This window comes from Streptomyces sp. NPDC103540, assembly GCF_055584445.1.
In genome coordinates, this window is the sequence record NZ_JBVJMA010000002.1 from 596,683 (window position 1) to 621,220 (window position 24,538).

Sequence of the window (24,538 nt, forward strand, 5' to 3'; positions counted from 1 at the left end):
GAGCGCCCCCGCGGCGCCCCGCGTTCCCGGCGCGCGGTCGCGCGTGACGAGAATCTCCCCGACCGGGGGCCCGCGGACTGGCCACCGGGCCCGGTTTGGGGCACGATCCCCATGGTCGCGTACCTACGCTGCCGTAACTTCCGGCCGGGAGCACCTCCCCAGGCAGAAAGCGGGGTCTCCCCATCATGGCTGAGCTCGTCTATCCCCCAGTGATCGGTGCCGCGCACACGCTCTTCCGCGCGCTCGACATCCGGATCGACATGAAGGGCACCGAGCACATCCCGCGCAAGGGCGGTGCGGTCCTCGTGTCGAACCACATCGGCTACCTCGACTTCATCTTCGCCGGCCTGACGGCCCGCCCGCAGAAGCGCCTGGTCCGCTTCATGGCCAAGGAGTCGGTGTTCCGGCACAAGGTGTCGGGCCCGCTGATGCGCGCGATGAAGCACATCCCGGTGGACCGCGAGCAGGGCGAGTCGGCGTACCGGCACGCCCTGGACTCGCTGCGGGCCGGGGAGATCATCGGGGTGTTCCCGGAGGCGACGATCTCCCAGTCGTTCACCCTCAAGAGCTTCAAGTCGGGCGCCGCGCGCATGGCCCAGGAGGCCGGCGTCCCGCTGATCCCGGTGGCGCTGTGGGGCACCCAGCGGCTGTGGACCAAGGGCCGCCCGAAGAACCTCAAGCGCAGCCACATCCCGGTGACGATGCGGGTCGGCGAGCCGCTGGAGGCCCCGGGCGACCAGTACGCGGGCGCGATCACCCGCCGGCTGCGCGAGCGCGTCCAGGAGCTGCTGGACGCCGCCCAGGCCGCCTACCCGGCCAAGCCGCAGGGCCCGGCGGACTCCTGGTGGCTCCCGGCCCACCTGGGGGGCACCGCCCCGACCGCCGCGCAGGTGCGCGAGGCCGGCTGACCGTTCGGCCCGGCGCGGCGACGATCCCGGCCGCGGGATCGTCGCCGCGCCGCGTCCGGCGGCCCCTCCGGTGCGCGGAGCGGGTGGTCCACGGCGTGCTCCGGCGGCGCGAAGGCGTACGCCGCGTCGATCCGACAACGTTGTCCACCGTCGCTTTGCCGCCTGCCGGCGCACGGCCCCGCCCCGTACCCTCCGAAAGGGGCAGCCCGCCGGCGCACGCCGGTCCGGGGCACGAGGGGGACGGGGATGGCGATGGGCGGCTTCGGCCGGTATCTGGGGGCGGCCCTGGCCGCGCGGTTCGCCTCCGAGGGCATGGGCATGGCGGTGGTGCTGCTCGCGCTGGAGCGCACCGGCAGCGCCGCCCACGGGGCGTTCGTCCTCACCGCCTGGCTGGCGCCGAACGTCCTGGCGGCGCCGCCGGCGGGCGTACTGGCCACCCGCACGCGCCGGCCCCGGCTGTTCTACCCGGGGGCGCTGGCCGGGTTCACGGTGGCCGTGGCGACGCTCTCCGTGCTGCTGGGGCGGGCCCCGACGCCGGTGGTGCTCGCGGTGGCGGTCCTGGGCGGCACCTGCGGGCCGATGGTGACGGGCGGGCTGTCGAGCCTGGTCGCGGGGCTGTTGCCGGAGGGGCCGCGGCGGGAGCGGGCCTACGGCTGGGACGCGTCCACGTACAACGCGGCGGCGGTGACCGCGCCCGCGGTCGTCGGCCTGACGGCCGCGTACGCCTCGGCGGCGCAGGCCATGCTGGCGCTCGCCCTCTCGGGGACCCTGGCCGTGGCCCTGGCGGCCACGCTCCCGTACGAGGACCGGGGCGCGGGTCCCTCCCGGGAGGGATCCCGGGTCGGGCTCGGCGCGGGGCTGGCGGCCCTGTGGCGGGTGCGGGAGCTGCGGGCCGTCACCTCGGCGACGACCCTGGCCTTCGTCGGCGTCGGGGCGCTGACCACGACGTCCGTCCTGCTGGCCCGGGGCCTCGGCAGCCCGGGCGGCGGCGGGGTGCTGGTGACGTCCTTCGCGGTGGGCGCGCTGGCGGGTTCCCTGACGCTGGGCCGGATGACCTCCGTCGCCCCGGGTCGGATGGCGTGCGGGGCGATGGCGGCCACCGGGGTGGCGCTGGCCGGGGCCGCGTTCGCGCCGTCGCTGCCCTTGACGGCCGTGCTGTTCGCGCTGGCGGGGGTGTGCGACGGACCGCTGTTGACGGCCACGCTGCGGATCCGCTCGGAGTTCGCCCCGCCGGGGACCCGGGCCCAGGTGTTCACCCTCGGGGCCGGGCTGAAGGTGACGGCGGCTTCCGCGGGCGCCGCCCTGGTGGGGCTGGCGGCCGCCGCGCCGGCGTGGACGCTGCTGCTCGGGATCGCCGGCCTGCAGCTCGCGGGGGCCGCGCTGCACGCGCTGGTGGCGCCGCGCGGACCCGTACGGGCGGCGGCGCGGACGCGAGGGGCGGCTACAGGTCCTTCGGCAGGCGCCCCCACAGCTCCCGCCGGTCCGCGGACTCCCGGAGCGCCGTGAGGGTGGCGGGATGCGGGGCGGCGTACACCCCGGGGTGGTCGACCTCGCCCAGTTCGGGGCGCACGGGGAAGGCGAGGCGTTCCTCGTCGAGGTCGAAGCGCGCGTCGACGCCGGGCCGGTTGCCCCGCGGGTCCACCCGGGACCAGCGGTCGGCTCCGGGCAGGCGCAGGGCGACGAGCCCGTGGAGCAGGGGGTCGGTGCCGTCGTCCTCGGTGAGCCGCTGGTAGCACAGGCCCGCCGGGATGCCCTGGGCGCGCAGGAGGGCGACGAGGGCGTGGGACTTGGCGTGGCAGATGCCGTTGCGGGTGGCCAGCACGTCGGAGGCGCGCCAGGTCACGCCGGGGTCGCCGGAGTCCGCGGAGTGCGGGATGGTGTCGCGGACGAATTCGAAGGCCACTTTGGCGTATGAATATGCGTCGCCGGTGGCGGACCAGAGGGCGTCCGCGGTGTCCTGCACCCGTGGGTGCCAGTGGTCGATCGCCCCGTCCGATGCCAAGTAGGCATGGATGTCCGGGTTCTGTTGGATCAGCTGCATACCCGGGAGCATAGGCATGCCACCGAGCGTAGATCAATAGATTTACGCTCGGTGGCATACCTATTCAGCCTGGGTGGTGGATCCGGCGCCTAGCGCGCCAGCTCCTCCTTCAGCGCCTGGAGGAAGCCGTCGACGTCCTCCTCCTGGGTGTCGTAGCCGCACATCCAGCGGACGTGGCCCTCGGCCTCGTCCCAGAAGTAGAAGCGGTAGCGCTGCTGGAGCCTGCGCGACACCTCGTGCGGCAGCTTGGCGAACACCGCGTTGGCCTGCACCGGGTAGAGGATCTCCACCCCGTCGGTCTCGCGCACCCCGGCCGCCAGCCGCTGCGCCATCGCGTTGGCCTGGCGGGCGTTGCGCAGCCACAGGTCCTTCGCGAGCAGGGCCTCCAACTGCACCGACACGAAGCGCATCTTCGACGCGAGCTGCATCGACATCTTGCGGACGTGCTTCATCTGCCGGACGGCGTCCGGGTTGACGACGACGACGGCCTCGCCGAACATCATGCCGTTCTTGGTGCCGCCGTAGGACAGCACGTCCACGCCGACCGTGTTGGTGAAGGTCCGCATCGGCACGTCGAGGGAGGCGGCGGCGTTGGCGATCCGCGCGCCGTCGAGGTGCACCTTCATGCCCAGGCCGTGGGCGTGCTCGCAGATGGCCCGGATCTCGTCCGGGGTGTAGACCGTGCCGAGTTCCGTGTTCTGGGTGATCGAGACGACCTGGGGCATCGCGCGGTGCTCGTCCTCGAAGCCCCAGGCCTCCTGGTCGATCAGCTCGGGGGTGAGCTTGCCGTCCGGGGTGGGCACCGCGAGCAGCTTCAGCCCGGCCATCCGCTCCGGCGCGCCGCCCTCGTCCACGTTGATGTGGGCGGTCTTGGCGCAGATCACGGCGCCCCAGCGGTCCGTCATCGCCTGGAGGGCGGTGACGTTCGCGCCGGTGCCGTTGAAGACCGGGAAGGCCTCGGCGTAGGGGCCGAAGTGGCTGCGGAAGACCTTCTGGAGGTGCTCGGTGTACTCGTCCTCGCCGTAGGCGACCTGGTGGCCGCCGTTGGCGAGCGCGATGGCCTCCAGGATCTCCGGATGCACCCCCGCGTAGTTGTCGCTCGCGAAACCCCGCACCGCCGGGTCGTGGTGGCGGCGGGCATCGGTCCTCACGGTTGCGGAGTGAGCCACAGACGCTGTCCGTTCACATCGGAGGCGGGCCGCTCCCACACGCCGGCGATGGCCTCGGCCAGCTCCTCGACGTCGGTGAAGCCCGCGAACTTCGCATTGGGTCGCTCGGCGCGCATCGCGTCGTGGACCAGTGCCTTGATGACCAGGATCGCAGCCGCCGCCCGCGGACCGTCCTCGCCCCCCGCCTTGCGGAAGGAGTCCGCCATCGCGAGCGTCCAGGCCTCGGCCGCCGCCTTGCCGGCGTTGTACGCGGCGTTGTTGGCGACCGGCTTGTGCGCGCCGGACTGGCTGATGAGGACGTACCGGCCGAGGTCGCTGCGCAGCAGTCCGTCGTGGAAGGCGAGCGAGGTGTGCTGGACGGTGCGGATCAGGAGCTTCTCCAGGAAGTCCCAGTCCGCGAGGTCCACGTCGGTGAAGGTCTTGCTGCCGCGCCAGCCGCCCACGAGGTGGACGAGGCCGTCGACGCGACCGAACTCCTTCTCGGTGCGTTCGGCCCAGGCCTTGGTGGCCTCCAGGTCGAGCAGGTCGACGGTGTCACCGGTGACGGTGGCGCCGCCGTGGGCGTAGCGGGCGGCGTCGACGGCTTCGGCGAGGCGCGAGGCGTCGGCGTCGGAGGCCACCACCGTGGCACCGGCCTCGGCGAGGCGCATCAGCGTGGCGCGGCCGGCGGGGCCGCCGGCCCCGGCCACCGCGACCACCGCTCCGTGGAGCCTTCCGTTGCCGTTCCCGGAGCCGTTCATCGGTGCAGCCTCCTGTGGGCGAGTGCTCACGCGGCGGCCCGCTCGGCCGTCTCGGCGTTCTGGGCGGTGATGCCCTTGGTCGAGGCGATCACGCCCTTGAGCTTCTTGGCGAGGGCCTCATAGAACATGCTGAGCGGAAACTCGTCGGGAAGCACGTCGTCCACCAGCTTGCGCGGCGGCTGCGACAGGTCGAGGGCGTCGGCGCCCTTGGCCCACTTGGAGCCCGGGTGCGGGGCGAGGTAGGTGGAGACCAGCTCGTAGGCCTTGAACCAGTGGACGAGCTTCGGGCGGTCGATGCCCGCGCGGTAGAGGTCCTCGATCTCGGCGCAGAGCTGGTTGGTGACCTGCGGGGCGCGCATCCAGTCGATCTTCAGCTTGTTGTCCGTCCAGCGCACCACGTCGTGCTTGTGGAGGTACGCGAAGAGGAGCTGGCCGCCGAGGCCGTCGTAGTTGCGGTTGCGGTCGCCGGAGACCGGGAAGCGGAACATCCGGTCGAAGAGGACGGCGTACTGGACGTCGCGGCCGTGCTCGTTGCCCTCGGACTCCAGCTTCACGGCCTCCTTGAAGGCGGTGAGGTCACAGCGCAGCTCCTCCAGGCCGTACATCCAGAACGGCTGGCGCTGCTTGATCATGAAGGGGTCGAACGGCAGGTCGCCGTGGCTGTGGGTGCGGTCGTGGACCATGTCCCACAGGACGAAGGCCTTCTCGCAGCGCTCCTGGTCCTCGACCATCTTCGCGATGTCCTCGGGCAGCTCGATGCCCAGGATGTCGACGGCGGCCTCGGTCACCTTGCGGTAGCGGGCGGCCTCGCGGTCGCAGAAGATGCCGCCCCAGGTGAAGCGCTCGGGGGCCTCGCGCACGGCGATGGTCTCCGGGAAGAGCACCGCGGAGTGGGTGTCGTAGCCCGGGGTGAAGTCCTCGAAGGTGATGCCGAGGAAGAGCGGGTTGTCGTAGCGCGTGCGCTCCAGCTCGGCGAGCCACTCGGGCCACACCATCTTCAGCACGACGGCCTCGAGGTTGCGGTCGAGGTTGCCGTTCTGGGTGTACATCGGGAAGACGACGAGGTGCTGGAGGCCGTCGGCGCGCTCGGCGGCCGGGTGGAAGGCCAGCAGGGAGTCGAGGAAATCCGGCACGCGGAAGCCGTCGGCGACCCACTTGCGCAGGTCGGAGACGAGCGCGCGGTGGTAGGCGGCGCCGTGCGGCAGCAGCGGCGACAGCGCCTCGACGCCGGTGACGACGCGCTCCACGGCGGCCGCGACGACGGACGGGGCGGGGGCGCCCTCCGCCTCGAAGTCGATGGAGCCGTCCGTGGCCTGCCAGGGGCGGATCTCCTCCACGGCGGCCTTGAGCTCGGGCCACGCCGGGTGGTCGACCACCCGCGCACCAGCAGCCGTCAGAGCAGCGCCAGTACCCGGCACAAGAGTTTCCGTCATGTCACTTCCTCCACAGGAGAACCTCACGTCAAGACAGCGTATGCATGCGAGGCTCTCCTACTCAAGAGGGAACTCGGGAAAATATCCTGCGCCACCCCCATCTTTACCGAAAGTCTTCCCGTCACTCAGGGTGGAAGCCGTGACTCCGCCCCGTATACCCCCCCTCAGCCCCTCGGGCCCGCGACCGACCCTCCCGAGCCCCTGAAGTGCGGAATCACCTTCTCCCCCCACTGCCGAAGCGTCTCCAGCGCCGCCTCCTGCGGGACGGTGCCCATCTGGATCAGGCACATCACCTCGTCCGCGCCCGCCTCCCGCAACCGCTCCACGTACGCCACGGCCTCCTCCGCCCCGCCGTACGCGTGGTCGGCGTTGAAGGTGGCCGTGGCGGTGGGCCGTACGGGAATGTCCTGCTCGTGCAGCCGGGCCACCACCTGCTCAGCCGCCCGGCGCATCTCCGCCGCCTCGTCGGCGCCGGCCACCACCGCCTCGTCCGGCACCCCCGCTCCGCCGTACCAGTGCCCGATGGACTGGGCGAAGAAGCGCTGGCCCCGCACCCCGATGCGGCGCGCCTCCTCGGCGTCGTCGAGGACGATGGTGGGGCAGAGCACCGCGAAGTGGTCGTTGACCACGGTGGAGACGAAGCGCGAGCCGTCGCGGGCCGCGCGGGCGGCGTCGTAGACGGACCGCATCGCGGCGATCGACTCCGGCCCCGCGAAGCCCATCACCAGCGCCCCGATCCCCAGCTCGGCGGCCTGCCTCAGGGTCTCCCCGCGACTGCACGCGAGGAAGAGGGGCGGATGCGGCCACTGCGCGGGGCGCGGCAGGATCGGGTGGGGGTCGATGTCCAGCAACGGTCCGTGGTACTCCAGCTCCTCCTCCCGCCAGGCCCGGCCGATGACGCGGAGCGCCTCCTCCACCTCTGCCGTGGTGCGCGCCGGATCCACCCCGCACAGGGAGGTCTCCTGCGCGGTGCCGCCGCGTCCGGCCCCGAGGTCGAGCCGCCCGCCGGAGAGCAGGTCGAGCATCGCGGCGCGCTCGGCGACGCGGACAGGATGGTTGAAGTTGAAGGGCATGCACACGACGCCGTGCCCAATGCGTATGGTGTGCGTCCGGGCCGCGACCCAGGTGAGGAAGATCTCCGGGGCGCTCATGTGCGCGTACCACTTCAGCGAGTGGTGCTCGACGGCCCAGATCCGGTCGAATCCCATGCGTTCGGCGAGCACCGCCTGCTCGACGCAGTCGCGGATGACCTGGTGTTCGCGTTCCACGGTCGGGTCGGCCAGCTGAGCTTCGAAGATGACGGAGAACTTCACGATGCCTCCAGGGATGCGTTCCGTGCCCGGTCTTACTTCTATTAGGAATATGACTAGTAGTCAGCCCTCGAAGAAGCAAGACCTTCCACCGACCGCATGGGCGGTTCTCGGCCTGTTGTCGTTCCCGGGCGAGCGCACCGGATACGAGCTGAAGAAGTGGGCCGACTCCTCCCTGCGCTTCTTCTACTGGTCACCCGCGATCAGTCAGATCTACGCCGAACTGCGCCGCCTGGAGGAGCGCGGCTACGCGGCCTCCACCCGCTCGGGCCCCGAGGAGACGCGCACCAAGCGCCGCTACGGCATCACCGAGGCGGGCCGCGCGGCCCTCGCCGACTGGGCCCGCGACACCGCCGAGGCCGGCCCGCCGGTGCTCAAGCACGGTCTCCTGCTGCGGGTCTGGCTGGGCCACCTGGCCGAACCCGAACGGCTGCGGGCGATGGTCACCGACCACATGGAGCGGACCCGGGGCGAACTGGCCGCCGTGCGCGAGGCCATGGCGCACGCGGCGGGCGTGCCGGAGTGGAGCTTCCCGACGCTGGCCCTGCGCTGGAGCGAGCGGCAGCACCTGGCGGAGCTGGAGCTCGCCGAGGCCCTCCTCGCGGACCTCGCCGAGCTCGTGACGGCCGGGTTCCCGGACACCCCGACCCCCTCCGACACCTCCGGCCCCTCGGGTGCCGGCGGCTCCGCGGGCGTGCCGCGTCAAGCCACGGGGGACGCGCCCACGCCCGGGTGACGCGCCGGCGCGACCGCGGCCCGCCGGGCGTCGTACGACCCTGGCGGGAAGCGGCCGGACGGCTTCCGCGAGCCCCCGCACGGCCGGTCCCCCCGCGGGCGCGGCGCACTAGCATGCGTCCTCACCGCGCGCGGCCGGTCGGGACACCGCGACCGCGCGGAGCCGCCGTCGACGGAAGCGAGAGAACCTTGACTTTCCTCACCATCGGTCACCGCGGGGTCATGGGTGTCGAGCCTGAGAACACCCTGCGGTCGTTCGTCCACGCGGAACGCTGCGGGATGGACGTCATCGCACTGGACGTCCGTCTCAGCAAGGACGGCGCCCTCGTCGTCCTGCACGACGCCGAAGTGGACCGCACCACCGACGGCGCGGGCGCCGTCGCCGACCTGACCCTGGCCGAGCTGCGGGCGCTGGACGCCGGCGCGGGCGAGCGCGTACCGGTCCTGGAGGAGGTGGTGGACGCGGTCCGCACCCCGCTCCAGGTGGCGGCCCAGGACCCGGCCGCCGCCGGGGCCCTCGCCGCCTCGATCGGGCGCCTCGACCTGACCTCCCGCGTGGAGGTGGCCTCCCGGGACGCCGCCGTGCTCGCCCTCGTGGCCGAGCGGGCACCGGGCGTACGGACCACTCTGCGGGTGCCCGGGCACGGCGAGGACGTCGTGGAGCGGGGGTTGGCCGCCGGCGCGCGGACCCTGGCCCTGGACCTGCGCCGGATCACGCTGGAGACGGTGGAGTCGGCGCACGCGGCGGGACTGCGCGTGACGGGGTGGACGGTCGATTCCCTGGACCAGTTGCGCCTGGCGCGGGCGCTCCAACTCGACGGCGCGGCCACGGGCCTCCCGGAGATCCGCAGCACGGGCCGCTTCACGGCCTGAGCGGCCTGGGCGCCCTGAGCGTCGCGCGTGAGGCGGCGGGCCCGGGCGGGAGCGCCGTCAGAGTTCCTTGACGAGCGTCTCGAAGGCGAGGTCGTCGCGCAGCGGCACCCCGAAGCGCTCGTCGCCGTAGGGGAAGGGGCTCAGTTCGCCGGTGCGCCGGTAGCCGCGGCGCACGTAGTAGGCGATGAGCTCCTCCCGTACGTTCACCACCGTCATCCGCATCTCCTTCGCGTCCCAGGTCTCGCGGGCGCGGCGCTCGGCCTCGGCGAGGATCTCCTTGCCGAGACCGGCGCCCTGGAGACCGGGGCGCACCGCGAACATGCCGAAGTACACGTGGTCGCCGCGGTGGGCGGTGTGGCAGCAGGCGACGAGCTCGCCGGCGCGCTCGACGACGAGCAGCAGGCTTTCCGTGTCCCGGACGATCTCGCCGACGCCCTGCGCGTCGGTGCGCTGACCGTCCAGGAGGTCGGCCTCGGTGGTCCAGCCGGCGCGGCTGGCGTCCCCCCGGTAGGCGGACTCCACGAGCGCCACCAACGCCGGTACGTCGGCCTCCACTGCGCTGCGGTAACTGAGGGCGGCGGGCTGCGCGGTCGACATCGGGTGGACTCCGTTCGGTGCGGCGGCACGTGATCATGCCGCGTCTGGCACCCCGAGCCTAACGGGGATCGCGGTCGGGTCGGCGTGAAGGGGAGCGCAGGGGGAATCCCTTCCGGTGACGCCGACGAACCGGGAGGTTCCGCCGTGCACGGTCCCGCGATGCCCCTCTCCCTCCTCTCCCCCCTCGCCGTCAGCGCCTGGCTGGTGGTGGTGCTGTGCGCCGTGAGCGGTACGTACTGTCTGCTGCGGGCGCGCAGAGCGGACGGGGCGGCGCGCGGCGCGGCCGCGGGCGAGGCGGTGATGGGCCTGGCGATGGCCGCGATGGCCGTCCCGTTCGGGACCGGGCAGTGGGGCGCGCGGGTGCTCGCGGTGGTGTGCTGTGGTGCGGTGGCGCACGCGCTGTGGCTGCTGCGCGGGGACCCGCGCCACGCGCACCACGCGCACCATCTCGTCGGCTCGCTGGCGATGGCGTACATGGCGGCCTTGGCGCTGTCCGCGGGCGCGGGGCACGGGCACGGCCGCGGGGGGCTGCCCGCGGTGACGGGCGCGCTGCTCGTCTACTACGCGGCCTACGTCCTGCTCGGCGGGGCCCGGCTGGTGACCGTCGGGGGCGTCGTCCCGAGGCCGGCGACGCCGGGCGGCGGCGGGACGGGCGGCGGCGCCGTCGGGAGTGCCGTCGCGGGGGCCGGGGAGCTGACGCGGGCCTGCCGACTGGCCATGGGCACAGGGATGTTGGTGATGCTGCTCGGCATGTGAGGGGCGGCGAAACGCCCCTCCGACGTGTCCTGCGTCACCAAAACCCCGTGGGCGTACCCGTTGGCGACGCCGCGCTCATAGGCTGGCGGACATGATGGTCCCCGCCGTTCTCCTGCTGCTCGGCGCACTGACCGCGGTGCTCGCCCCCCGTCTGCTGTCCCGGGCCGAGTGGCCCGAGCGCGAACCGGTCGTCGCGTTGTGGGTGTGGCAGTGCGTGGTGGGTGCGACGCTGCTGTGCCTGGCGCTGTCCATGCTGCTGAGCGCGGCCGCCGCCTGGCAGGCCGTACGGGGACGACTGTTCGCGGTGGCCCCGCACGGCGTGGTCGACGCGTACGCGCTCGGCGCGGCCGGCGGCCCCTGGGCGACGGCCACGGCCCTGGCGCTGGCCGGCGGGGGCCTGTGGACCGCCGCCATGCTGACGCGGGAGGTGCTGCGGGCCCGGGCCAGGCGCCGTGCGCGGGGCGCCGAACTGCGCCTGCGCGCGCCGCTGTTGCCGGGCGAGGACCCGGGGCAGGCCCGGCTGGTGGTGCTGGAGGGACCGCGTCCGGAGGCCTGGTGGCAGCCGGGGTCCGCGCCGCGCCTGGTGGTGACCACGGCGGCCCTGGGCCGACTCAAGGGGAGCCAGCTCGACGCCGTGCTGGCGCACGAGCAGGGGCACGTGGCGGCCCGGCACGACTGGCTGCTGCACTGTTCGCGGGCGCTGTCGCGGGGGTTCCCGCAGGTCCCGGTGTTCGCGGCGTTCGAGGCCGAGATGCACCGGCTGGTGGAGCTGGCCGCCGACGACGTCGCCTCGCGGCGCTACGGGCGCCTCACGATCGCCCTGGCGTTGGTCGGGCTGAACGAGGACCGGGGCGTCTTCGACCCCTGCCACCCGCAGGCCCACGTGCCGCAGCGGGTGCGGCGGCTGCTGTCGGCGGCCCCCCGGCTGTCGGCCGGCCGCCGGCTGCGGCTGACCGCGCTGGCCACCCTGGTCCCGGCCGTACCGCTGCTGGTGGCCTTCGTACCCGGGCTCAGCGCCCTGCGGTAGCCACCGCGTCCCGCGGCAGCCGCCGGGCGCGGCGGGACCGACCGACCGATCCGGAATGCGCCGCCCGGCGGGGGCGAGGGCTCCCGCGCGCCGTGACCCCGGGCGTGTCGCGGGCCGGGTGCTGCGAAGATCGAGTGCATGCGGAGCACAGTTGCGTCCAGGACCGGGGTGGGCTGCGCCCTGCTCGCCGTCGCGTTGACCGCCCTCGTCGCGGTCCGGTGGCCGCCGTTGATCGGCGTCGACGAGGGGATCGCGGGGAGCCTGCACGCGCACGCCGTCACCCACCCGGACGTCACCCGGGCCATGCGGTTGCTCAGTGACTGGGTGTGGGACCCCTGGACCATGCGGGCCCTGGCGACGGCGGCCGTCGGGTGGCTGTGGTGGCGCGGGGACCGGGTGCGCGCGCTGTGCGTGGCGGCGGCGACGCTGGTGGCCTCGGCGGTGCAGCAGGGACTGAAGGCCGCGGTCGGACGGGATCGCCCGCAGTGGCCGGACCCGGTGGATTCGGCGCATTACGCCGCCTACCCGTCGGGGCACGCGATGACGGCGACGGTGGTGTGCGGGCTGCTGCTGTGGCTGGTGCCCGCGGGGACGTCGAGGCTCGCGGTGGGCGCGGCGTGGGCGGTGGCGTCCGTGTCGGTGCTCGGGGTCGGTTTCACCCGGCTGTACCTCGGCGTGCACTGGCTCTCGGACGTACTGGCCGGCTGGCTGCTGGGCGTGGCCCTGGTGGTGGCGACGGTGTTCGGATGTGCCTGCCTGGGGCGATCCCCCGCGTCGCCCCAGGCAGACGACTCCGTGCGCTGAGTATATTGGCTCCGAGCCAGTCAACGCAGGAGTAAGCATGGTCCCGCGCAGCGCATCGGTCAATGAAGAATTGCGCAGACGTTCCCGGGAGCGACTGCTGGAGGCCACGGTCGAACTGGTCGACGAACGCGGCTACGAGGCGACCAAGCTCGGCGACATCGCCGATCGGGCGGGCGCGGCCCGCGGCCTGGTGTCCTACTACTTCCCCGGCAAGCGGCAGCTCCTCCAGTCGGCCGTGCACCGTCTGATGCACCTGACGCTGGAGGCGGCCCTGGAGGCCGAGCCGCGCACCGAGGACGGGCGCGAGCGCCTCGCGCGGGCGATCGACGCGATCCTGGGGCTGGCCCGGGACCGTCCCCGGCTGATGCGCACGCACATGGCGGGGATCCTCCAGGCGGACGGTTTCATCCGGTGCCCGGAGCAGCAGCGGCTCGCCCACCTGCTGCGGGACACCGTGGAGCGGTACGGCTCGACGGACGTGGACACGGACTACCCGCTGCTGCGGGCCCTGCTGATGGGGGCGGTGGTGGCGGTGCTGCTGCCGGGGGCGCCGATGCCGGCGTCCCGGCTGCGGGCGGAGCTGTTCCAACGCTACGGATTGGACTGGGACCTCGGCGTCCCGCCCGGCGGGGAGCCGCCGGGCGGGAGCGTCGTCGCGGGCTGAGCCTCACGGATCGGGCGTCGGCGCCGGTCGGGCGCCGTCGCTCGCGCGTCAGCGGTGGTCGGGCGTCAGCGGTAGTCGGGCTGGGTCTGTACGTTGAGGCGGTCCATCCAGACCCACTTGGCGCTCTCGGTGCGCCAGTCGCGGAGCTTCAGCACGTCGAGCCCCTTGACGATGTCGTTCGAATAGATGTGTCCGTTGTAGTAGTACGCCGACCAGGAGCCGCCGAGGCCGAGTGCGTCGGTGGTCAGCGGGCCGCGCTCGAAGTAGGCGATCTCCTTGGGACGGCTGGAGTCGGTGAACTCCCAGACCGAGACGCCGCCCTGGTACCAGGCCTGCACCATGATGTCCCGGCCGCCGCCGACGGGGATCAGCGAGCCGTTGTGGGCGACGCAGTTCTCCGTCTCGGCCTGGTGGCGCGGGATCTTGAAGTAGCTCTTGAAGACGAGCTTGCGGGCGTCGCCGCGGCCGGTGATCTCGTAGATGCCGTCGGCTCCCCGGTCGGGGCCGGTGGCCGCGTCGCAGGTGGCGCCGGTGCCGCCGCCCAGCTCGTCGGTGAAGACCACCTTGTTCGCGCGTTCGTTGAAGGTGGCGGAGTGCCAGAAGGCGAAGTTGACGTTGTCCTGGACCCGGTCGATGACCCGCGGCTGTTCGGGCCGGCTGATGTCGAAGAGGATGCCGTCGCCCATGCAGGCGCCGGCGGCGAGGTTCTTCGAGGGCAGGACGGTGATGTCGTGGCAGCCGGTGGTCTTCGAGACGCCGGGGTTGGCGGGGGCGCCCGGGTTGCCGCCGTCGGGGAAGAGCACCGGGAAGCCGACGACGGCGGCCCGCGTCGGGTCCTTCTTCGGGACCTTGACGACGGAGATGCCGTCGTGCGGCGGCTTGCAGTCCGGGTAGGCCTCGTTCGGCGAGTACGAGGCGACGTAGACGTACACGTCCTTGGCGCCCGGCACCAGGGTGTGGGTGTGGGAGCCGCAGGCCGTCTCGACGGACTTCACGTACTTGGGGTTCCGCTTGTCCTTGATGTCGAAGATCTTGATGCCCTCCCACGAGGACTTCTCCGTGGCGGGCTGCGAGACGCTGTTGCAGGAGTCGTCGCTGCGCGAGGAGTCGGTGGAGAGGAACAGCAGGTCGCCCAGGACGGAGACGTCGTTCTGGCCCCCGGGGCACAGGACCCGGCTGACGACCTTGGGGGCCTTGGGGTTGGCGATGTCGTAGATCGTGAAGCCGTCGTAGTTGCCCGCGTAGGCGTACCGGCCCTGGAAGGCCAGGTCGGTGTTGATGCCGTCCGGGTTGGCGCTGGGGACGTTGGCCAGCAGTTCGATGTTGCGGCTGTGGACGATCTCGTCCTTGCCGGGGATCTCGCCGGGCGCGAGGTCGCGGCCCGCGGCGGGGGCGGCGTCCTGCCGGGATCCGGCGCCCGGGGACAGGTCGCCGGGGTCGGGGGTGGCCGACGCCGGTCCGGCGCCGACCAGCAGGGTCGTGAGGAGTCCGGCGGCCGCCAGGGCCACCCCCAGACTCCGGCGGCGCACTCTGACGGTGTGCAACGAGGTCACTGTGCCTCCCGTGGGGGCCCGCGCGTTTCGTTCCTCGTGGGAACGGAACCTGGACCCCGGCAGTATCTTCCTTTCCATGGACATGGCACATGCGTTACTCGGCCGATTCCTGGGGGCGGCCCTGGCCGCCGGACTCCTCCTGACCCTCGCCGGCTGCCGGGACGACGGCGCCGGCGCACGGGACGCGCGCGAGGGCGGGGCCGTGGTGGTCGCGCCCGGTCGACCCGGCGAGCCGGCGCGCACCCTCTCGCCCGAACAGGCCGCCCGGGAGCGGCCCGACGACAGTCCCAACGCCGCCGACCTGACCTACGTCCGCCACATGATCGAACACCACCGCCAGGCCCTGACGATGAGCGCGCTCGCGCCCGAGCGGGCCTCCGCGGAGGCCGTGCGCCGGCTCGCCGAGCGGATCACGACCGCGCAGCGGCCCGAGATCGAGGCCATGAGCCGGTGGCTCGACCGCCACCCCGGACCCACCCCCGACGCGGGCGCCCACGACCACTCCCCCATGCCCGGCATGGCGACGCCCGCGCAGCTGGAGGAGCTGACGGGCGCCCGCGGGGCGGACTTCGACCGGCTGTTCCTGCGGCTGATGACCACCCATCACGAGGGTGCGCTGAAGATGGCGGGCGAGGCGCTCGCGGCCGGCAACAACGTGGCCGTCGAGGAGATGGCCACCGAGCTGGTGGCCACGCAGACCGCCGAGATCCACCGGATGCGCGCGATGGGCTGACGGGCGCGGTGGCCGGTGCCATGCTGGGAACACCTGCGGGAGGAGCTCCGCCGTGCTTCGTGTGGCCGTCGTCGGTTCGGGCCCCAGCGGGGTCTACGCCGCCCAGAGCCTGGTCCTCCAGCGTGAGGTGCCGGGCGTGCGGGTCGATGTGCTGGACCGGCTCCCGGCCCCGTACGGACTGGTGCGCTACGGGGTGGCACCCGACCACGAGAAGATCAAATCGCTGACCGGAAATCTACGGTCGGTCCTGGAGGACGAGCGGATCCGCTTCCTCGGCGACGTGGAGGTCGGCGGCGCGGCCCTGTCCACCGCCCGGCTGCTGGAACTGTACGACGCGGTGGTCTACTGCGTGGGCGCGGCGCGCGACAGACGGCTGGACGTCCCCGGCGAGGACCTGGCCGGCGTGCACTCGGCGACGGCGTTCGTGTCCTGGTACAGCGGACACCCGGACGCCGCCCCCTTCGACCTGACGGGCGTGCGCTCGGCGGTGGTGGTCGGCGCCGGGAACGTGGCGGTGGACGTGACCCGGATCCTGGCGCGCGGCGTCCCGGAGCTGGAGCCCACCGACATGCCGCACCCGGCGCTGGGCGTCCTGGCCGCGAGCGGGGTGCGCGAGGTGTCGATGGTGGCCCGGCGCGGCCCCTCGCAGGGACGTTTCACCACCAAGGAGCTGCGGGAACTGGGCACCCTGCCCGGGGTCGGCGTCACGGTGGACCGGTCCGAGGCCGCCCTCGATCCCGCGTACGCCGACCCGGACGCGGCGGCGGCGCTGCCCGCCGTCGCCCGGCGCAACCTTGAGGTGCTGCGGGGCTGGGCGCAGGCCGGGGCCGACGGGTCGGCGGCCGGGTCGGCGCGCCGGATCGCCCTGCGGTTCCACCTGCGGCCCGTCGAGGTGCTGGCCGGGCCGGACGGCCGGGTCCGCGCGGTCCGCTTCGAGCGGACCGCGCCGGACGGCCGCGGCGGGGTGGTCGGCACCGGCGCCCACGAGGACGTCGAGGCCCAGCTCGTCCTGCGCTCGGTGGGCTACCTGGGCGTTCCGCTGCCCGGCCTGCCCTTCGACGCCGCCCGGGGTACGGTCCCGCACGCGGCGGGCCGGGTCCTGCGCGCGGGCCGGGTGTCGGTGGGCGAGTACGTCGCGGGGTGGATCAAGCGGGGGCCGACCGGAGTGATCGGCACCAACCGCCCCTGCGCCAAGGAGACCGTCTCCTCGCTGCTCCAGGACGCGGGGGCGCTGGCCGCCCGTCACGGACCGGCCGGGGACCCGCTGGACGCCCTGCGGGCGGCGGGGCTGCGGCCGGTGGAATGGCCGGGCTGGCTGGCCATCGAGGCGGCCGAGGAGCGGCTGGGCCGCTCGTTGGGCCGCCGTTCGGTGAAGATCCCCGACTGGGCGGGGCTCAGGGGCGCGGCGGGACGTGCCTAGCCGGCCCGCACGGCGGCGGTCCGGGGCTCGGGGAGGGGCGCCCGGTCAGCAGCCGCCGCAGTTGTAGTAGATGACGTCCCAGTGGTTGCCCTCGTCGGCGTACACGTTGCCCGAGCCCGACTTCCACTGCGGGGCTCCGTCACCGGGGCGGGCGCCGATGGGCGTGAAGGTGTTCTTGATGTACGAGTTCAGGCAGGAGGCCTTCCCGAAGTCCAGCTTGTAGCCGTTCCAGTGGGAGTAGGTGCCGCCCGCGTGGCCCGTCTCCGTGCCTCCGGTGATGTTCAGCGAGCAGCCGCTCGCGCTCTTCAGCGTCTGCGCGGCCTTCGCGGTGTCGAGGTTGAGCTGCTCGAAGGAGGTGCAGTTGGGGTTGTTGCGGTCGGAGCAGTTGCCCGAGGAGGACCAGGTGATCCCGGACTGGCGGAACATCGACGTCGCGGTGGCGTGGCTGATCTTGCCGGCCGCGTGGGCTTCGCCGGCGGCCGTCAGGACGCCGAAGCCGGGCGCGAGGAGCGCCGCGGCGATGAGGGCGAGCACGGTGACCAGGGAGCGGAGGAAGGGGCGCGGGCGGAGGGATCGGGGCGAGGAAGTGGGCACGGACGGCTCCTCGGTGTCGGTGACCGTACGGACACGGCGATCGTCCCGCACCCGCTCGGGCCGCCACCAGGGCAGGTCTCGGCCACCGGTCGGCGTCAGTCGGTGGAGGTCGCCTCCGCCGTGCGGGCCTCCTCGGCGGCGGCCGCGGCCAGGACGCTGTCGAGCAGGTCGGGGAAGAGGGCCTGGAGGTCGGCGCGGCGCAGGCCGTTCATCTTGGCGGTGCCCCGGTAGGTCTGGCGGATGACGCCGCTCTCGCGCAGGACCCGGAAGTGGTGGGTGGTCGTGGACTTCGTGACCGGGAGGACAAAGTACGAACAGGCCAGCTCCGCCTCCGAGGCGGCGAGGTCGCGCACGATGCGCAGCCGGATCGGGTCGGAGAGGGCGTGCAGGACGCCCTCCAGCCGGATCCCGTCCGGTTCGGGGTGCGGGAGGGCTCGGGCCGTGTCACGTTCCGTCATGTTCTGCTCCGCTCCGTCGGCTTGCCCGGGCCGGCCCTGCCGGGGGTTCCATCGTACGAGAACCGTCGTAGGACCGGGGTGGGTGAAGGGGGGCGACCCGGGGGCGGTGCCGGCGCCCCCGGGTCGCGCGTCGCTCACCAGGAGCGGTGGTACTGGTCCGGGACCGGGATCTCGGCGCCCAGTTCACGGGCGGCCCGGCGGGCCCAGTAGGGGTCGCGCAGGAGTTCCCGGCCGAGCACGACGGCGTCGGCCTCGCCGTCGGCGAGGATCTTCTCGGCCTGGCGCGGTTCGGTGATGAGGCCGACGGCGGAGGCGGGCAGGCCGGTCTCCTTCTTGACGCGGGCCGCGAAGGGCACCTGGTAGCCGGGACCGACGGGGATCTTGACGTGCGGGGCGAGGCCGCCCGTGGACACGTCGAGCAGGTCCACGCCGTGTTCCCGCAGGACGTCGGCGAACCGGACGGTCTCGTCGGCCGTCCAGCCGTCGCCGTCCAGCCAGTCGGTGGCGGAGATCCGGAAGAGCAGCGGGAGCTCCTCGGGCCACACGGCGCGGATCGCGTCGACGACCTCGACGGCGAAGCGGGTGCGGTTCTCGAAGGAGCCGCCGTAGGAGTCGGTGCGGCGGTTGGAGTGCGGGGAGAGGAACTCGCCGATGAGGTAGCCGTGGGCGCCGTGGACCTCCAGCACCTCGTAGCCGGCGGCCAGCGCCCGCTCGGCGGCGGCCGCGAACTGCCCGGTGATCTCGTGGATCTCCTCGACGGTCAGCTCGTGCGGTACGGGGTGGGCCTCGGAGAAGGGCAGGGGGCTGGGGGCGCTGGGCCGCCAGCCGTGCTCCTCGGGGCCGACGGGGCTGCCGCCCTTCCAGGTGCGGTCCGTGGACCCCTTGCGGCCGCTGTGACCGATCTGGATGCCCGGGACGGTGCCCTGCGACTTGAGGAAGGCGGTGATCCGGCGCAGGGCCTCGACCTGGGTGTCGTTCCAGATGCCGAGGTCGTAGGGGCTGATGCGCCCCTCCGGGGAAATGGCGGTGGCCTCCTGGATGATCAGGCCGGTGCCGCCGGTGGCGCGGGCCGCGTAGTGGGTGAAGTGCCACTCGTGGGCCACGCCCGCGTTCGGGCCGAAGGCCTCGGCGCTGTACTGGCACATCGGGGCCATCCAGATCCGGTTCGGGATGGTCACCGAACGGAGGGTGTAGGGCTGGAACAGGGCGGCAGCGGCGGGCGCAGCACTCATGGGGAGTCTCCAGATGTGACCGGACACGCACCGGGGATCGGCGCTAAGTACGAGAACCACCGTACTACGAAATCCCTCGTAGTACGAGAGATCCCGTACAAAGAATGCCGTCGTTCGCGCGCCGCCTCCGCCGCACTGTCGGCGCGCGGGTGCACACTGGCCGGACAGCTGTCGTCTTGAACCAGATGAGCCCGATTGTCCGGAGGTGTCGACCATGACCGATCTGCTGCTGCTCGCGGGAACCCGCAAGGGGCTGTTCATCGGCCGGCGGCGGGGCGAGGGCCCGTGGGAGTTCGACGGTCCGCACTTCAACGCCCAGGCCGTGTCGGCGGTCGCCTTCGACGGGCGCGGACCCACGCCCCGGATCCTGGTCGGCGGCGACAGCTCCCACTGGGGGCCCTCCGTCTTCACCTCGGACGACCTGGGGGCGACGTGGCGGGAGCCGGCCGCTCCGGCCGTGCGCTTCCCGGCGGACACCGGGGCCTCCCTGGAGCGCGTCTGGCAATTGCACCCGGCGGGCCCCGAGGCCCCCGACGTGGTCTACGCCGGCACGGAACCGGCGGCCCTGTTCCGCTCCACCGACCGGGGGGAGTCCTTCGAGCTGGTCCGACCGCTGTGGGAGCACCCGACCCGCTCCGAGTGGGTACCGGGCGGTGGCGGCGAGGGCCTGCACACGGTGATCACCGATCCCACCGATCCGGACGCCGTCACGGTGGCCGTCTCCACCGCCGGCGTCTTCCGCACCCTGGACGGCGGAGCGAGCTGGGCGCCCTCCAACCACGGGGTCTCGGCGGTGTTCCTGCCGGACCCCCGCCCGGAGTTCGGCCAGTGCGTGCACAAGATCGCCCAGGACGCGGGGAACCCTGACCGGCTCTACCTCCAGAACCACTGGGGCGTGTACCGCAGCGACGACGCGGGGGCGCGCTGGACCGACATCGGCGCGGGACTGCCCTCCGACTTCGGCTTCGCGGTCGCCGCCCACCCCCACCACCCCGACACCGCCTACGTCTTCCCCCTCAACGCCGACTCCGACCGGGTCCCCGCGGAACACCGCTGCCGGGTCTTCCGCACCCGCGACGCGGGCGCCGCCTGGGAACCGCTGTCACGGGGCCTGCCGGACGAGGACCACTACGGCACCGTCCTGCGCGACGCCCTGTGCACGGACGACGCGGACCCGGCCGGGATCTACTTCGGCAACCGCAACGGCGAGCTGTACGCGAGCCACGACGACGGCGACAGCTGGCGGCTGCTGGCGGGGCACCTGCCCGACGTCCTGTGCGTACGGGCGGCCGTCCTGCGCTGAGCCCCCGCGCGGGCGCAGGACGGCGGCGTTGTCCGTGTGGGCCAGTAGAGTGATCAACCATGGCAGCACGACCGTTGAACGAGATCGTCGAGCCGGGCTGGGCCCGGGCTCTGGAGCCGGTGGCGACGCAGATCGCCGCGATGGGCGACTTCCTGCGCGCCGAGGTCGCGGCGGGGCGCACCTACCTCCCGTCGGGGGCGAACGTGCTGCGCGCGTTCCAGCAGCCCTTCGACGAGGTGAGGGTGCTGATCGTCGGACAGGACCCGTACCCCACCCCGGGGCACGCGATGGGGCTGTCCTTCTCCGTCGCGCCCGAGGTGCGGCCGGTGCCGCCGAGCCTGGACAACATCTTCCGCGAGATGCACACCGACCTCGGGCTGCCCCGCCCGGTCAACGGCGACCTGACGCCCTGGACGCGACAGGGCGTCCTGCTGCTGAACCGCGCGCTGACCACCGCGCCGCGCAAGACCGGCGGCCACCGGGGCAAGGGCTGGGAGGCGGTCACCGAACAGGCGATCCGCGCCCTGGCCGCGCGCGGCAAGCCGCTGGTGTCGGTGCTGTGGGGACGTGACGCACGCAACCTGCGGCCGTTGCTGGGCGAGCTGCCGGCCGTGGAATCCGTGCACCCCTCCCCCATGTCCGCCGGGAACGGCTTCTTCGGCTCGCGACCCTTCAGTCGGGTCAACGACCTGCTGCAACGCCAGGGCGCGCAGCCCGTCGACTGGACCCTGCCCTCGGTCAGTTGAACCGTATATGACATTGCACGGCGGTATTCAGTGGTCATTCACCGGATAAATACGGACAGATGCCGCCTGACCAGGCCCTGCCCGAACACCCGGTTCCGATAAGCCAGTAGCATGCGGCGCCATGAGCTCCCCCACTGGGCCCGCAAACGGCCTGCCCGTACGAATGCCGCGACCCCGCCAGACGGGGCGGCACCGCCGACCCGAGCCCGCGGTGGCGCCCGAGGGCGCCCCCGCGCTGGTGCTCGCCGTGCCCGGTGCCCCCTCGGCCGCCTCGCGGGGGCTCGCGGAAGAGATCCTCAGCATCGGCCGCTCCGAGCTGCCGGGCCTGGACGCCCGCATCGGCTACCTGGAGGGCGACGACTCCCAGGGCTCCGAGTTCCCCTCGCTGTCCGGCGTCCTGACCGCCGTGGCGGACGAGCGGAACGCCCGCGCCGAGTTCGCCCGCGCGGCGGGCCACGAGGTGCCCGCGCCCACCGGCCCGGACGCCGTCGTGGTGCCCCTGCTGGTCGGCCCGGACGGCGACCTGCTGCGCCGGGTGCGCCAGGCGCTGATGGACTCCTCCGCCGCCGCCGAGCTGGCCGACGTGCTCGGCCCGCACCCGCTGCTCGCCGAGGGCCTGCACGTGCGGCTGTCGGAGGCCGGCCTGGCCCGCGCCGACCGCGCCCGCCTGTTCACCGTGGCCACCGCCGCGGACGGCATCATCCTCGCCACCACCGGCGGCGAGGAGGCCGTCCAGGCCGCCGGCATCACCGGCATGCTGCTGGCCGCCCGACTCGCCGTGCCGGTGATGGCCGCCGCGCTGGACCAGGAGGGCTCGGTGGCCGCCGTCGCCGCCGAGCTGCGCGGTTCCGGTTCGACCCAGCTGGCCCTGGCCCCGTACCTGATCGGCCCCGAGGCGGCCGACGGGCTGCTGGACACCGCCTGCAAGGAGGCCGACTGTTCGGCGGCCGAGGTGCTCGGCGCCTACCCGGCCCTCGGCAAGCTCGCGGTCGCGCAGTTCAGCGCCGCCCTCGGCATCACCCTGAACGCCGCCGCGCACTGACGCGCGCACCCCTACGGCGAGGGCCCGCACCCGGTACGTCCGGGGACGGGCCCTCGCCGCGTTCGGGGCGCCCGCCGGGGGACGCCACGCGGACGCCCTTCAGTCGAACACCACGCAGGTGGCGGCCGGGGCGGGCAGCGCGCCCGCGCGGTGCGGCCGACCGGTGTCCGGGTCCACGTCGAACCAGACGACCTCCCCGGACCGCTCGTTGGCCGCGTACAGCCGACGTCCCGAGGGGTCGACGGCGAGGTCGCGCGGCCAGGCCCCGCCGCTCGCGGTCGTGTCGGTGAGCCGGGGCTCCTCCGGGTCGTCGACCAGGGAGAAGGTGACCAGGGTGTCGGTGCCGCGCACGGCCGCCCACAGGAAGCGGCCGTCCGGCGAGGCCACGATCGCCGAGGGATAGGCCCGCACGCCCCCTGGAGCGCCCCCAGGGGCGACCGGAACCTCGCGGACCGGTTCCAGCCGCCCGGAGGTCGCCTCCCAGCGGCAGACGGTCAGCTGCGGCTCCAGCTCGTGCAGTACGTAGACCGCCCCGCCCGCGGGGTGGAAGGTCAGGTGGCGCGGGCCGGTCCCGGGGCGCAGGGCGACCTCGGCGTGCGGGCGCGGGGCGCCGTCGGCCGGGTCGAGCGCCAGGACCCGTACCGAGTCGGTGCCGAGGTCCACGGCCAGCGCCCAACGGCCGGTGGGGTCGGGCAGCACCTGGTGGGCGTGCGGGCCCTCCTGCCGGTCCGGGTCGGGACCCGAGCCCTCGTGGGCGAGGATCGAGGCGGGGCCCGACGGCAGCCCCTCGGCATCCAGCGGCAGACTGCTGACGTCGCCGGACGTGTAGTTGGCGGTGAGCAACCGGTCCCCCGCCAGGCCGAGGTGGGTGGGGCCGGCGCCACCGACGGGGACGGCAGCGCCCAGGGGGGCGAGTCCCCCGCCGGTGGTCCGGAAGGCCCCCACCGCCCCCGGGGCGGTCTCGCTCACGGCGTAGAGCACGCCCCGGCGCCGGTCGAGCGCCAGGTACGACGGGTCCGTCAGGACGTCGGTCGCCGCGAGGGCGGTCAGGGCCCCGGTGGACGGATCCACGGCCGCGGTGATGACACCGCGGCCGCCCCCCGAGGTGAACGAGCCGATGTAGGCCCGGTGTCCGCCGCCGTGGTCCGTACCGTTCGTACCGTCCGTACCCCGCGCGCCGCTCACAGGTGCCTCTCTCCGCCGTCCCGGATCCTTCCGAAACGGTAACAGAAGGTCTAGACCAAGTCCCGTCTCCTGGCCCGTTCCTGGGCCCCTTCGTGGTGCACGTACGCGGTGGTGCTGGGCCGGTCCTCGTAGGTCCGGTGGAATACCGGGGTCGCGGAACCGGAGATCGGCGGGACGATCCACGACCAATCGGCGCCCACCTCGCGGCCCTTGCGCTCCTCCCGCTCCAGGTGGGACAGGAAGCGCCGGGACTCGCTGTGGTGGTCGGCGATGGTGACGCCGGCCCGGTCGAAGGAGTCCAGCACCGCCCGGTTGAGCTCGACGAGCGCGCGGTCCCGCCAGAGGGAACGCTCGCTGGACAGGTCCAGTCCGAGCCGACGGGCCACCGCCGGCAGGAGGTTGTAGCGGTCGGTGTCGGCCAGGTTGCGGGCGCCGATCTCGGTACCCATGTACCAGCCGTTGAAGGGCGCGGCCGGGTAGTGGATCCCGCCGATCTCCAGGCACATGTTGGAGATGGCCGGAACCGCGTGCCAGCGCAGGCTCCAGTCCGACCAGTCGTCCTGGGGGTCGGGGTGCCGGATCGGCACCTCCAGCACGGCGTCCGCCGGGGTGTCGAACCAGCGGGGCTTGTCGTCGACACCCTGGACCACCAGCGGAAGGAGGTCGAAGGGGGTACCGGCGCCACCGGACCACCCGAGCCGCAGGAGGGCCTCGGTGAGTTCGGCGTTGCGGGCGTCGCCCACGGTGACGGAGTGGTGGTCTCCGTAGCCGGCGTAGCGCACGAGCTGCTCGCTCCAGATCAGCGGGCCCGGGCGGCCCGGCGCGTCCGGGGCGAAGACGGTGATGGTGGGGCGGACACGGCCCCCGTTGGTCGCCTCCCGCAGGTGCTCGAAGCACTCGGCGGCGATCTCCGACCCCTCGGTCAGGCCCCGGCGGTCGCGCACCCGCAGGGAGTTCCAGTAGAGCCGGCCTATGCAGCGGTTGCTGTTGCGCCAGGCCACCCGGGCGCCGTGGACCAGCTCCTGCGGGGTGTGCCGGTAGGTGCCGGTCTCCGCCAGCTCGGCCCGTACGGCGGCGAGTCGGGCACGCGGATCACCGGCTTCCCGGTTCTCCCGATGGAAGAGCCCGATGAACTCCTCGGCTTCCTCCCACACCCGAGCGGTGTCGGAGTGCTGTTGAAGTATTTCCATTCCGGGCGGTTACCCCCTGTCCGAC

The 24,538-nt window shown here is 73.5% G+C and carries 25 protein-coding genes; 13 read left to right on the forward strand and 12 right to left on the reverse strand.

Translation table 11 applies throughout. The features are described 5' to 3' along the window. Positions 1–185: 185 nt before the first annotated feature. Together ACZ6ZI_RS07275 and ACZ6ZI_RS07280 are read left to right on the forward strand one after the other, a co-directional pair. Entirely contained in the window at positions 186–908 is a 723-nt protein-coding gene (locus tag ACZ6ZI_RS07275; RefSeq protein WP_469517269.1) for a lysophospholipid acyltransferase family protein, read from the forward strand. Positions 909–1,160: 252 nt separating this feature from the next. Next, positions 1,161–2,414 (forward strand): MFS transporter, encoded by a 1,254-nt coding sequence (locus ACZ6ZI_RS07280; protein ID WP_469517682.1) that lies wholly within the window; start codon positions 1,161–1,163, stop codon positions 2,412–2,414. Here the strand turns inward: ACZ6ZI_RS07280 and ACZ6ZI_RS07285 are convergent. The 5 genes from ACZ6ZI_RS07285 to ACZ6ZI_RS07305 form a co-directional block, all read right to left on the reverse strand. After that, positions 2,350–2,949, reverse strand: coding sequence for a transglutaminase-like domain-containing protein (locus tag ACZ6ZI_RS07285; RefSeq protein ID WP_469517272.1), 600 nt, complete (start codon positions 2,947–2,949; stop codon positions 2,350–2,352). The two genes, ACZ6ZI_RS07280 and ACZ6ZI_RS07285, sit on opposite strands and share 65 nt — an antisense overlap. An 89-nt stretch (positions 2,950–3,038) precedes the next feature. After that, positions 3,039–4,100 (reverse strand): threonine aldolase family protein, encoded by a 1,062-nt coding sequence (locus tag ACZ6ZI_RS07290; RefSeq protein WP_469517275.1) that lies wholly within the window; start codon positions 4,098–4,100, stop codon positions 3,039–3,041. Continuing rightward, positions 4,097–4,858 carry an SDR family NAD(P)-dependent oxidoreductase gene (locus ACZ6ZI_RS07295; RefSeq protein ID WP_469517278.1) on the reverse strand — a complete coding sequence of 254 codons (762 nt, stop codon included), beginning with the start codon at positions 4,856–4,858 and terminating at the stop codon, positions 4,097–4,099. Before ACZ6ZI_RS07295 ends, ACZ6ZI_RS07290 begins: the two co-directional genes overlap by 4 nt. Before the next feature lie 26 nt (positions 4,859–4,884). Further along, positions 4,885–6,291: a DUF6421 family protein gene (locus ACZ6ZI_RS07300; protein ID WP_469517280.1), complete on the reverse strand. Its 1,407-nt coding sequence runs from the start codon at positions 6,289–6,291 to the stop codon at positions 4,885–4,887. Positions 6,292–6,455: 164 nt separating this feature from the next. Continuing rightward, positions 6,456–7,604 carry an LLM class flavin-dependent oxidoreductase gene (locus tag ACZ6ZI_RS07305; protein ID WP_469517283.1) on the reverse strand — a complete coding sequence of 383 codons (1,149 nt, stop codon included), beginning with the start codon at positions 7,602–7,604 and terminating at the stop codon, positions 6,456–6,458. A 49-nt stretch (positions 7,605–7,653) separates the two neighbouring features. Between ACZ6ZI_RS07305 and ACZ6ZI_RS07310 the strand changes: the two genes are divergently transcribed. Together ACZ6ZI_RS07310 and ACZ6ZI_RS07315 are read left to right on the forward strand one after the other, a co-directional pair. Further along, entirely contained in the window at positions 7,654–8,337 is a 684-nt protein-coding gene (locus tag ACZ6ZI_RS07310; protein WP_469517286.1) for a PadR family transcriptional regulator, read from the forward strand. A gap of 188 nt (positions 8,338–8,525) precedes the next feature. Continuing rightward, positions 8,526–9,209 carry a glycerophosphodiester phosphodiesterase gene (locus tag ACZ6ZI_RS07315; protein WP_469517288.1) on the forward strand — a complete coding sequence of 228 codons (684 nt, stop codon included), beginning with the start codon at positions 8,526–8,528 and terminating at the stop codon, positions 9,207–9,209. Between the two features lie 57 nt (positions 9,210–9,266). On the opposite strand, the gene ACZ6ZI_RS07320 is transcribed toward ACZ6ZI_RS07315, so the two are convergent. Continuing rightward, the gene (locus tag ACZ6ZI_RS07320) at positions 9,267–9,806 is read right to left on the reverse strand and encodes a GNAT family N-acetyltransferase (RefSeq protein ID WP_469517292.1); all 540 of its coding nucleotides are present in this window, start codon (positions 9,804–9,806) and stop codon (positions 9,267–9,269) included. Positions 9,807–9,965: 159 nt separating this feature from the next. Here ACZ6ZI_RS07320 and ACZ6ZI_RS07325 point away from each other — a divergent pair, with 159 nt between their 5' ends. From ACZ6ZI_RS07325 to ACZ6ZI_RS07340, 4 genes are all read left to right on the forward strand, one after another. After that, complete coding sequence (locus tag ACZ6ZI_RS07325) at positions 9,966–10,562, forward strand: DUF5134 domain-containing protein (RefSeq protein ID WP_469517295.1); 597 nt, start codon at positions 9,966–9,968, stop codon at positions 10,560–10,562. A gap of 91 nt (positions 10,563–10,653) precedes the next feature. Next, a complete protein-coding gene (locus tag ACZ6ZI_RS07330; protein ID WP_363054251.1) occupies positions 10,654–11,589 on the forward strand; it encodes a M56 family metallopeptidase in 936 nt (311 codons plus the stop codon). Positions 11,590–11,727: 138 nt separating this feature from the next. Continuing rightward, the gene (locus ACZ6ZI_RS07335; RefSeq protein WP_469517299.1) at positions 11,728–12,393 is read left to right on the forward strand and encodes a phosphatase PAP2 family protein; all 666 of its coding nucleotides are present in this window, start codon (positions 11,728–11,730) and stop codon (positions 12,391–12,393) included. 37 nt (positions 12,394–12,430) lie between these two features. Continuing rightward, on the forward strand, positions 12,431–13,057 hold the full coding sequence (locus tag ACZ6ZI_RS07340; RefSeq protein WP_363054253.1) for a TetR/AcrR family transcriptional regulator: 627 nt from the start codon (positions 12,431–12,433) through the stop codon (positions 13,055–13,057). Positions 13,058–13,122: 65 nt separating this feature from the next. Here the strand turns inward: ACZ6ZI_RS07340 and ACZ6ZI_RS07345 are convergent, their stop codons facing one another. Beyond that, positions 13,123–14,610: an LVIVD repeat-containing protein gene (locus ACZ6ZI_RS07345; RefSeq protein ID WP_469517302.1), complete on the reverse strand. Its 1,488-nt coding sequence runs from the start codon at positions 14,608–14,610 to the stop codon at positions 13,123–13,125. Between the two features lie 76 nt (positions 14,611–14,686). On the opposite strand from ACZ6ZI_RS07345, the gene ACZ6ZI_RS07350 reads away from it, so the two are divergent. Both ACZ6ZI_RS07350 and ACZ6ZI_RS07355 read left to right on the forward strand, forming a co-directional pair. Further along, entirely contained in the window at positions 14,687–15,343 is a 657-nt protein-coding gene (locus ACZ6ZI_RS07350; protein WP_469517305.1) for a DUF305 domain-containing protein, read from the forward strand. A gap of 52 nt (positions 15,344–15,395) precedes the next feature. After that, on the forward strand, positions 15,396–16,763 hold the full coding sequence (locus tag ACZ6ZI_RS07355; protein ID WP_469517308.1) for an FAD-dependent oxidoreductase: 1,368 nt from the start codon (positions 15,396–15,398) through the stop codon (positions 16,761–16,763). 45 nt (positions 16,764–16,808) lie between these two features. Here ACZ6ZI_RS07355 and ACZ6ZI_RS07360 read toward each other — a convergent pair whose 3' ends face one another. The 3 genes from ACZ6ZI_RS07360 to ACZ6ZI_RS07370 all read right to left on the reverse strand — a co-directional run bounded on the left by ACZ6ZI_RS07360 (position 16,809) and on the right by ACZ6ZI_RS07370 (position 19,047). Continuing rightward, on the reverse strand, positions 16,809–17,357 hold the full coding sequence (locus tag ACZ6ZI_RS07360) for a hypothetical protein (protein WP_469517311.1): 549 nt from the start codon (positions 17,355–17,357) through the stop codon (positions 16,809–16,811). A gap of 95 nt (positions 17,358–17,452) precedes the next feature. Next, complete coding sequence (locus tag ACZ6ZI_RS07365) at positions 17,453–17,815, reverse strand: ArsR/SmtB family transcription factor (protein WP_469517314.1); 363 nt, start codon at positions 17,813–17,815, stop codon at positions 17,453–17,455. 134 nt (positions 17,816–17,949) lie between these two features. Continuing rightward, positions 17,950–19,047 carry an NADH:flavin oxidoreductase/NADH oxidase gene (locus ACZ6ZI_RS07370; RefSeq protein WP_469517318.1) on the reverse strand — a complete coding sequence of 366 codons (1,098 nt, stop codon included), beginning with the start codon at positions 19,045–19,047 and terminating at the stop codon, positions 17,950–17,952. Between the two features lie 214 nt (positions 19,048–19,261). Between ACZ6ZI_RS07370 and ACZ6ZI_RS07375 the strand changes: the two genes are divergently transcribed. The 3 genes from ACZ6ZI_RS07375 (at position 19,262) to ACZ6ZI_RS07385 (ending at position 22,138) form a co-directional block, all read left to right on the forward strand. Beyond that, positions 19,262–20,350 carry a WD40/YVTN/BNR-like repeat-containing protein gene (locus tag ACZ6ZI_RS07375; protein WP_469517321.1) on the forward strand — a complete coding sequence of 363 codons (1,089 nt, stop codon included), beginning with the start codon at positions 19,262–19,264 and terminating at the stop codon, positions 20,348–20,350. 59 nt (positions 20,351–20,409) lie between these two features. Continuing rightward, positions 20,410–21,096 (forward strand): uracil-DNA glycosylase, encoded by a 687-nt coding sequence (locus ACZ6ZI_RS07380; RefSeq protein ID WP_363054261.1) that lies wholly within the window; start codon positions 20,410–20,412, stop codon positions 21,094–21,096. A 121-nt stretch (positions 21,097–21,217) separates the two neighbouring features. Then, positions 21,218–22,138: a sirohydrochlorin chelatase gene (locus ACZ6ZI_RS07385; protein WP_363054262.1), complete on the forward strand. Its 921-nt coding sequence runs from the start codon at positions 21,218–21,220 to the stop codon at positions 22,136–22,138. A gap of 99 nt (positions 22,139–22,237) precedes the next feature. On the opposite strand, the gene ACZ6ZI_RS07390 is transcribed toward ACZ6ZI_RS07385, so the two are convergent. Continuing rightward, complete coding sequence (locus ACZ6ZI_RS07390; RefSeq protein WP_469517327.1) at positions 22,238–23,323, reverse strand: lactonase family protein; 1,086 nt, start codon at positions 23,321–23,323, stop codon at positions 22,238–22,240. A 50-nt stretch (positions 23,324–23,373) separates the two neighbouring features. Further along, positions 23,374–24,513, reverse strand: a complete 1,140-nt coding sequence (locus tag ACZ6ZI_RS07395) for a nitric oxide synthase oxygenase (RefSeq protein WP_469517330.1) — start codon at positions 24,511–24,513, stop codon at positions 23,374–23,376. Positions 24,514–24,538: the final 25 nt, after the last annotated feature.

Coding starts and splice junctions, on each gene's coding strand:
- ACZ6ZI_RS07275 (WP_469517269.1), top strand. CDS start 186: ATGGCTGAGCTCGTCTATCCCCCAGTGATCGGTGCCGCGCACACGCTC.
- ACZ6ZI_RS07280 (WP_469517682.1), top strand. CDS start 1,161: ATGGGCGGCTTCGGCCGGTATCTGGGGGCGGCCCTGGCCGCGCGGTTC.
- ACZ6ZI_RS07285 (WP_469517272.1), bottom strand. CDS start 2,949: ATGCAGCTGATCCAACAGAACCCGGACATCCATGCCTACTTGGCATCG.
- ACZ6ZI_RS07295 (WP_469517278.1), bottom strand. CDS start 4,858: ATGAACGGCTCCGGGAACGGCAACGGAAGGCTCCACGGAGCGGTGGTC.
- ACZ6ZI_RS07300 (WP_469517280.1), bottom strand. CDS start 6,291: ATGACGGAAACTCTTGTGCCGGGTACTGGCGCTGCTCTGACGGCTGCT.
- ACZ6ZI_RS07310 (WP_469517286.1), top strand. CDS start 7,654: ATGACTAGTAGTCAGCCCTCGAAGAAGCAAGACCTTCCACCGACCGCA.
- ACZ6ZI_RS07320 (WP_469517292.1), bottom strand. CDS start 9,806: ATGTCGACCGCGCAGCCCGCCGCCCTCAGTTACCGCAGCGCAGTGGAG.
- ACZ6ZI_RS07325 (WP_469517295.1), top strand. CDS start 9,966: ATGCCCCTCTCCCTCCTCTCCCCCCTCGCCGTCAGCGCCTGGCTGGTG.
- ACZ6ZI_RS07330 (WP_363054251.1), top strand. CDS start 10,654: ATGATGGTCCCCGCCGTTCTCCTGCTGCTCGGCGCACTGACCGCGGTG.
- ACZ6ZI_RS07335 (WP_469517299.1), top strand. CDS start 11,728: ATGCGGAGCACAGTTGCGTCCAGGACCGGGGTGGGCTGCGCCCTGCTC.
- ACZ6ZI_RS07340 (WP_363054253.1), top strand. CDS start 12,431: ATGGTCCCGCGCAGCGCATCGGTCAATGAAGAATTGCGCAGACGTTCC.
- ACZ6ZI_RS07350 (WP_469517305.1), top strand. CDS start 14,687: ATGGACATGGCACATGCGTTACTCGGCCGATTCCTGGGGGCGGCCCTG.
- ACZ6ZI_RS07365 (WP_469517314.1), bottom strand. CDS start 17,815: ATGACGGAACGTGACACGGCCCGAGCCCTCCCGCACCCCGAACCGGAC.
- ACZ6ZI_RS07370 (WP_469517318.1), bottom strand. CDS start 19,047: ATGAGTGCTGCGCCCGCCGCTGCCGCCCTGTTCCAGCCCTACACCCTC.
- ACZ6ZI_RS07375 (WP_469517321.1), top strand. CDS start 19,262: ATGACCGATCTGCTGCTGCTCGCGGGAACCCGCAAGGGGCTGTTCATC.
- ACZ6ZI_RS07380 (WP_363054261.1), top strand. CDS start 20,410: ATGGCAGCACGACCGTTGAACGAGATCGTCGAGCCGGGCTGGGCCCGG.
- ACZ6ZI_RS07385 (WP_363054262.1), top strand. CDS start 21,218: ATGAGCTCCCCCACTGGGCCCGCAAACGGCCTGCCCGTACGAATGCCG.
- ACZ6ZI_RS07395 (WP_469517330.1), bottom strand. CDS start 24,513: ATGGAAATACTTCAACAGCACTCCGACACCGCTCGGGTGTGGGAGGAA.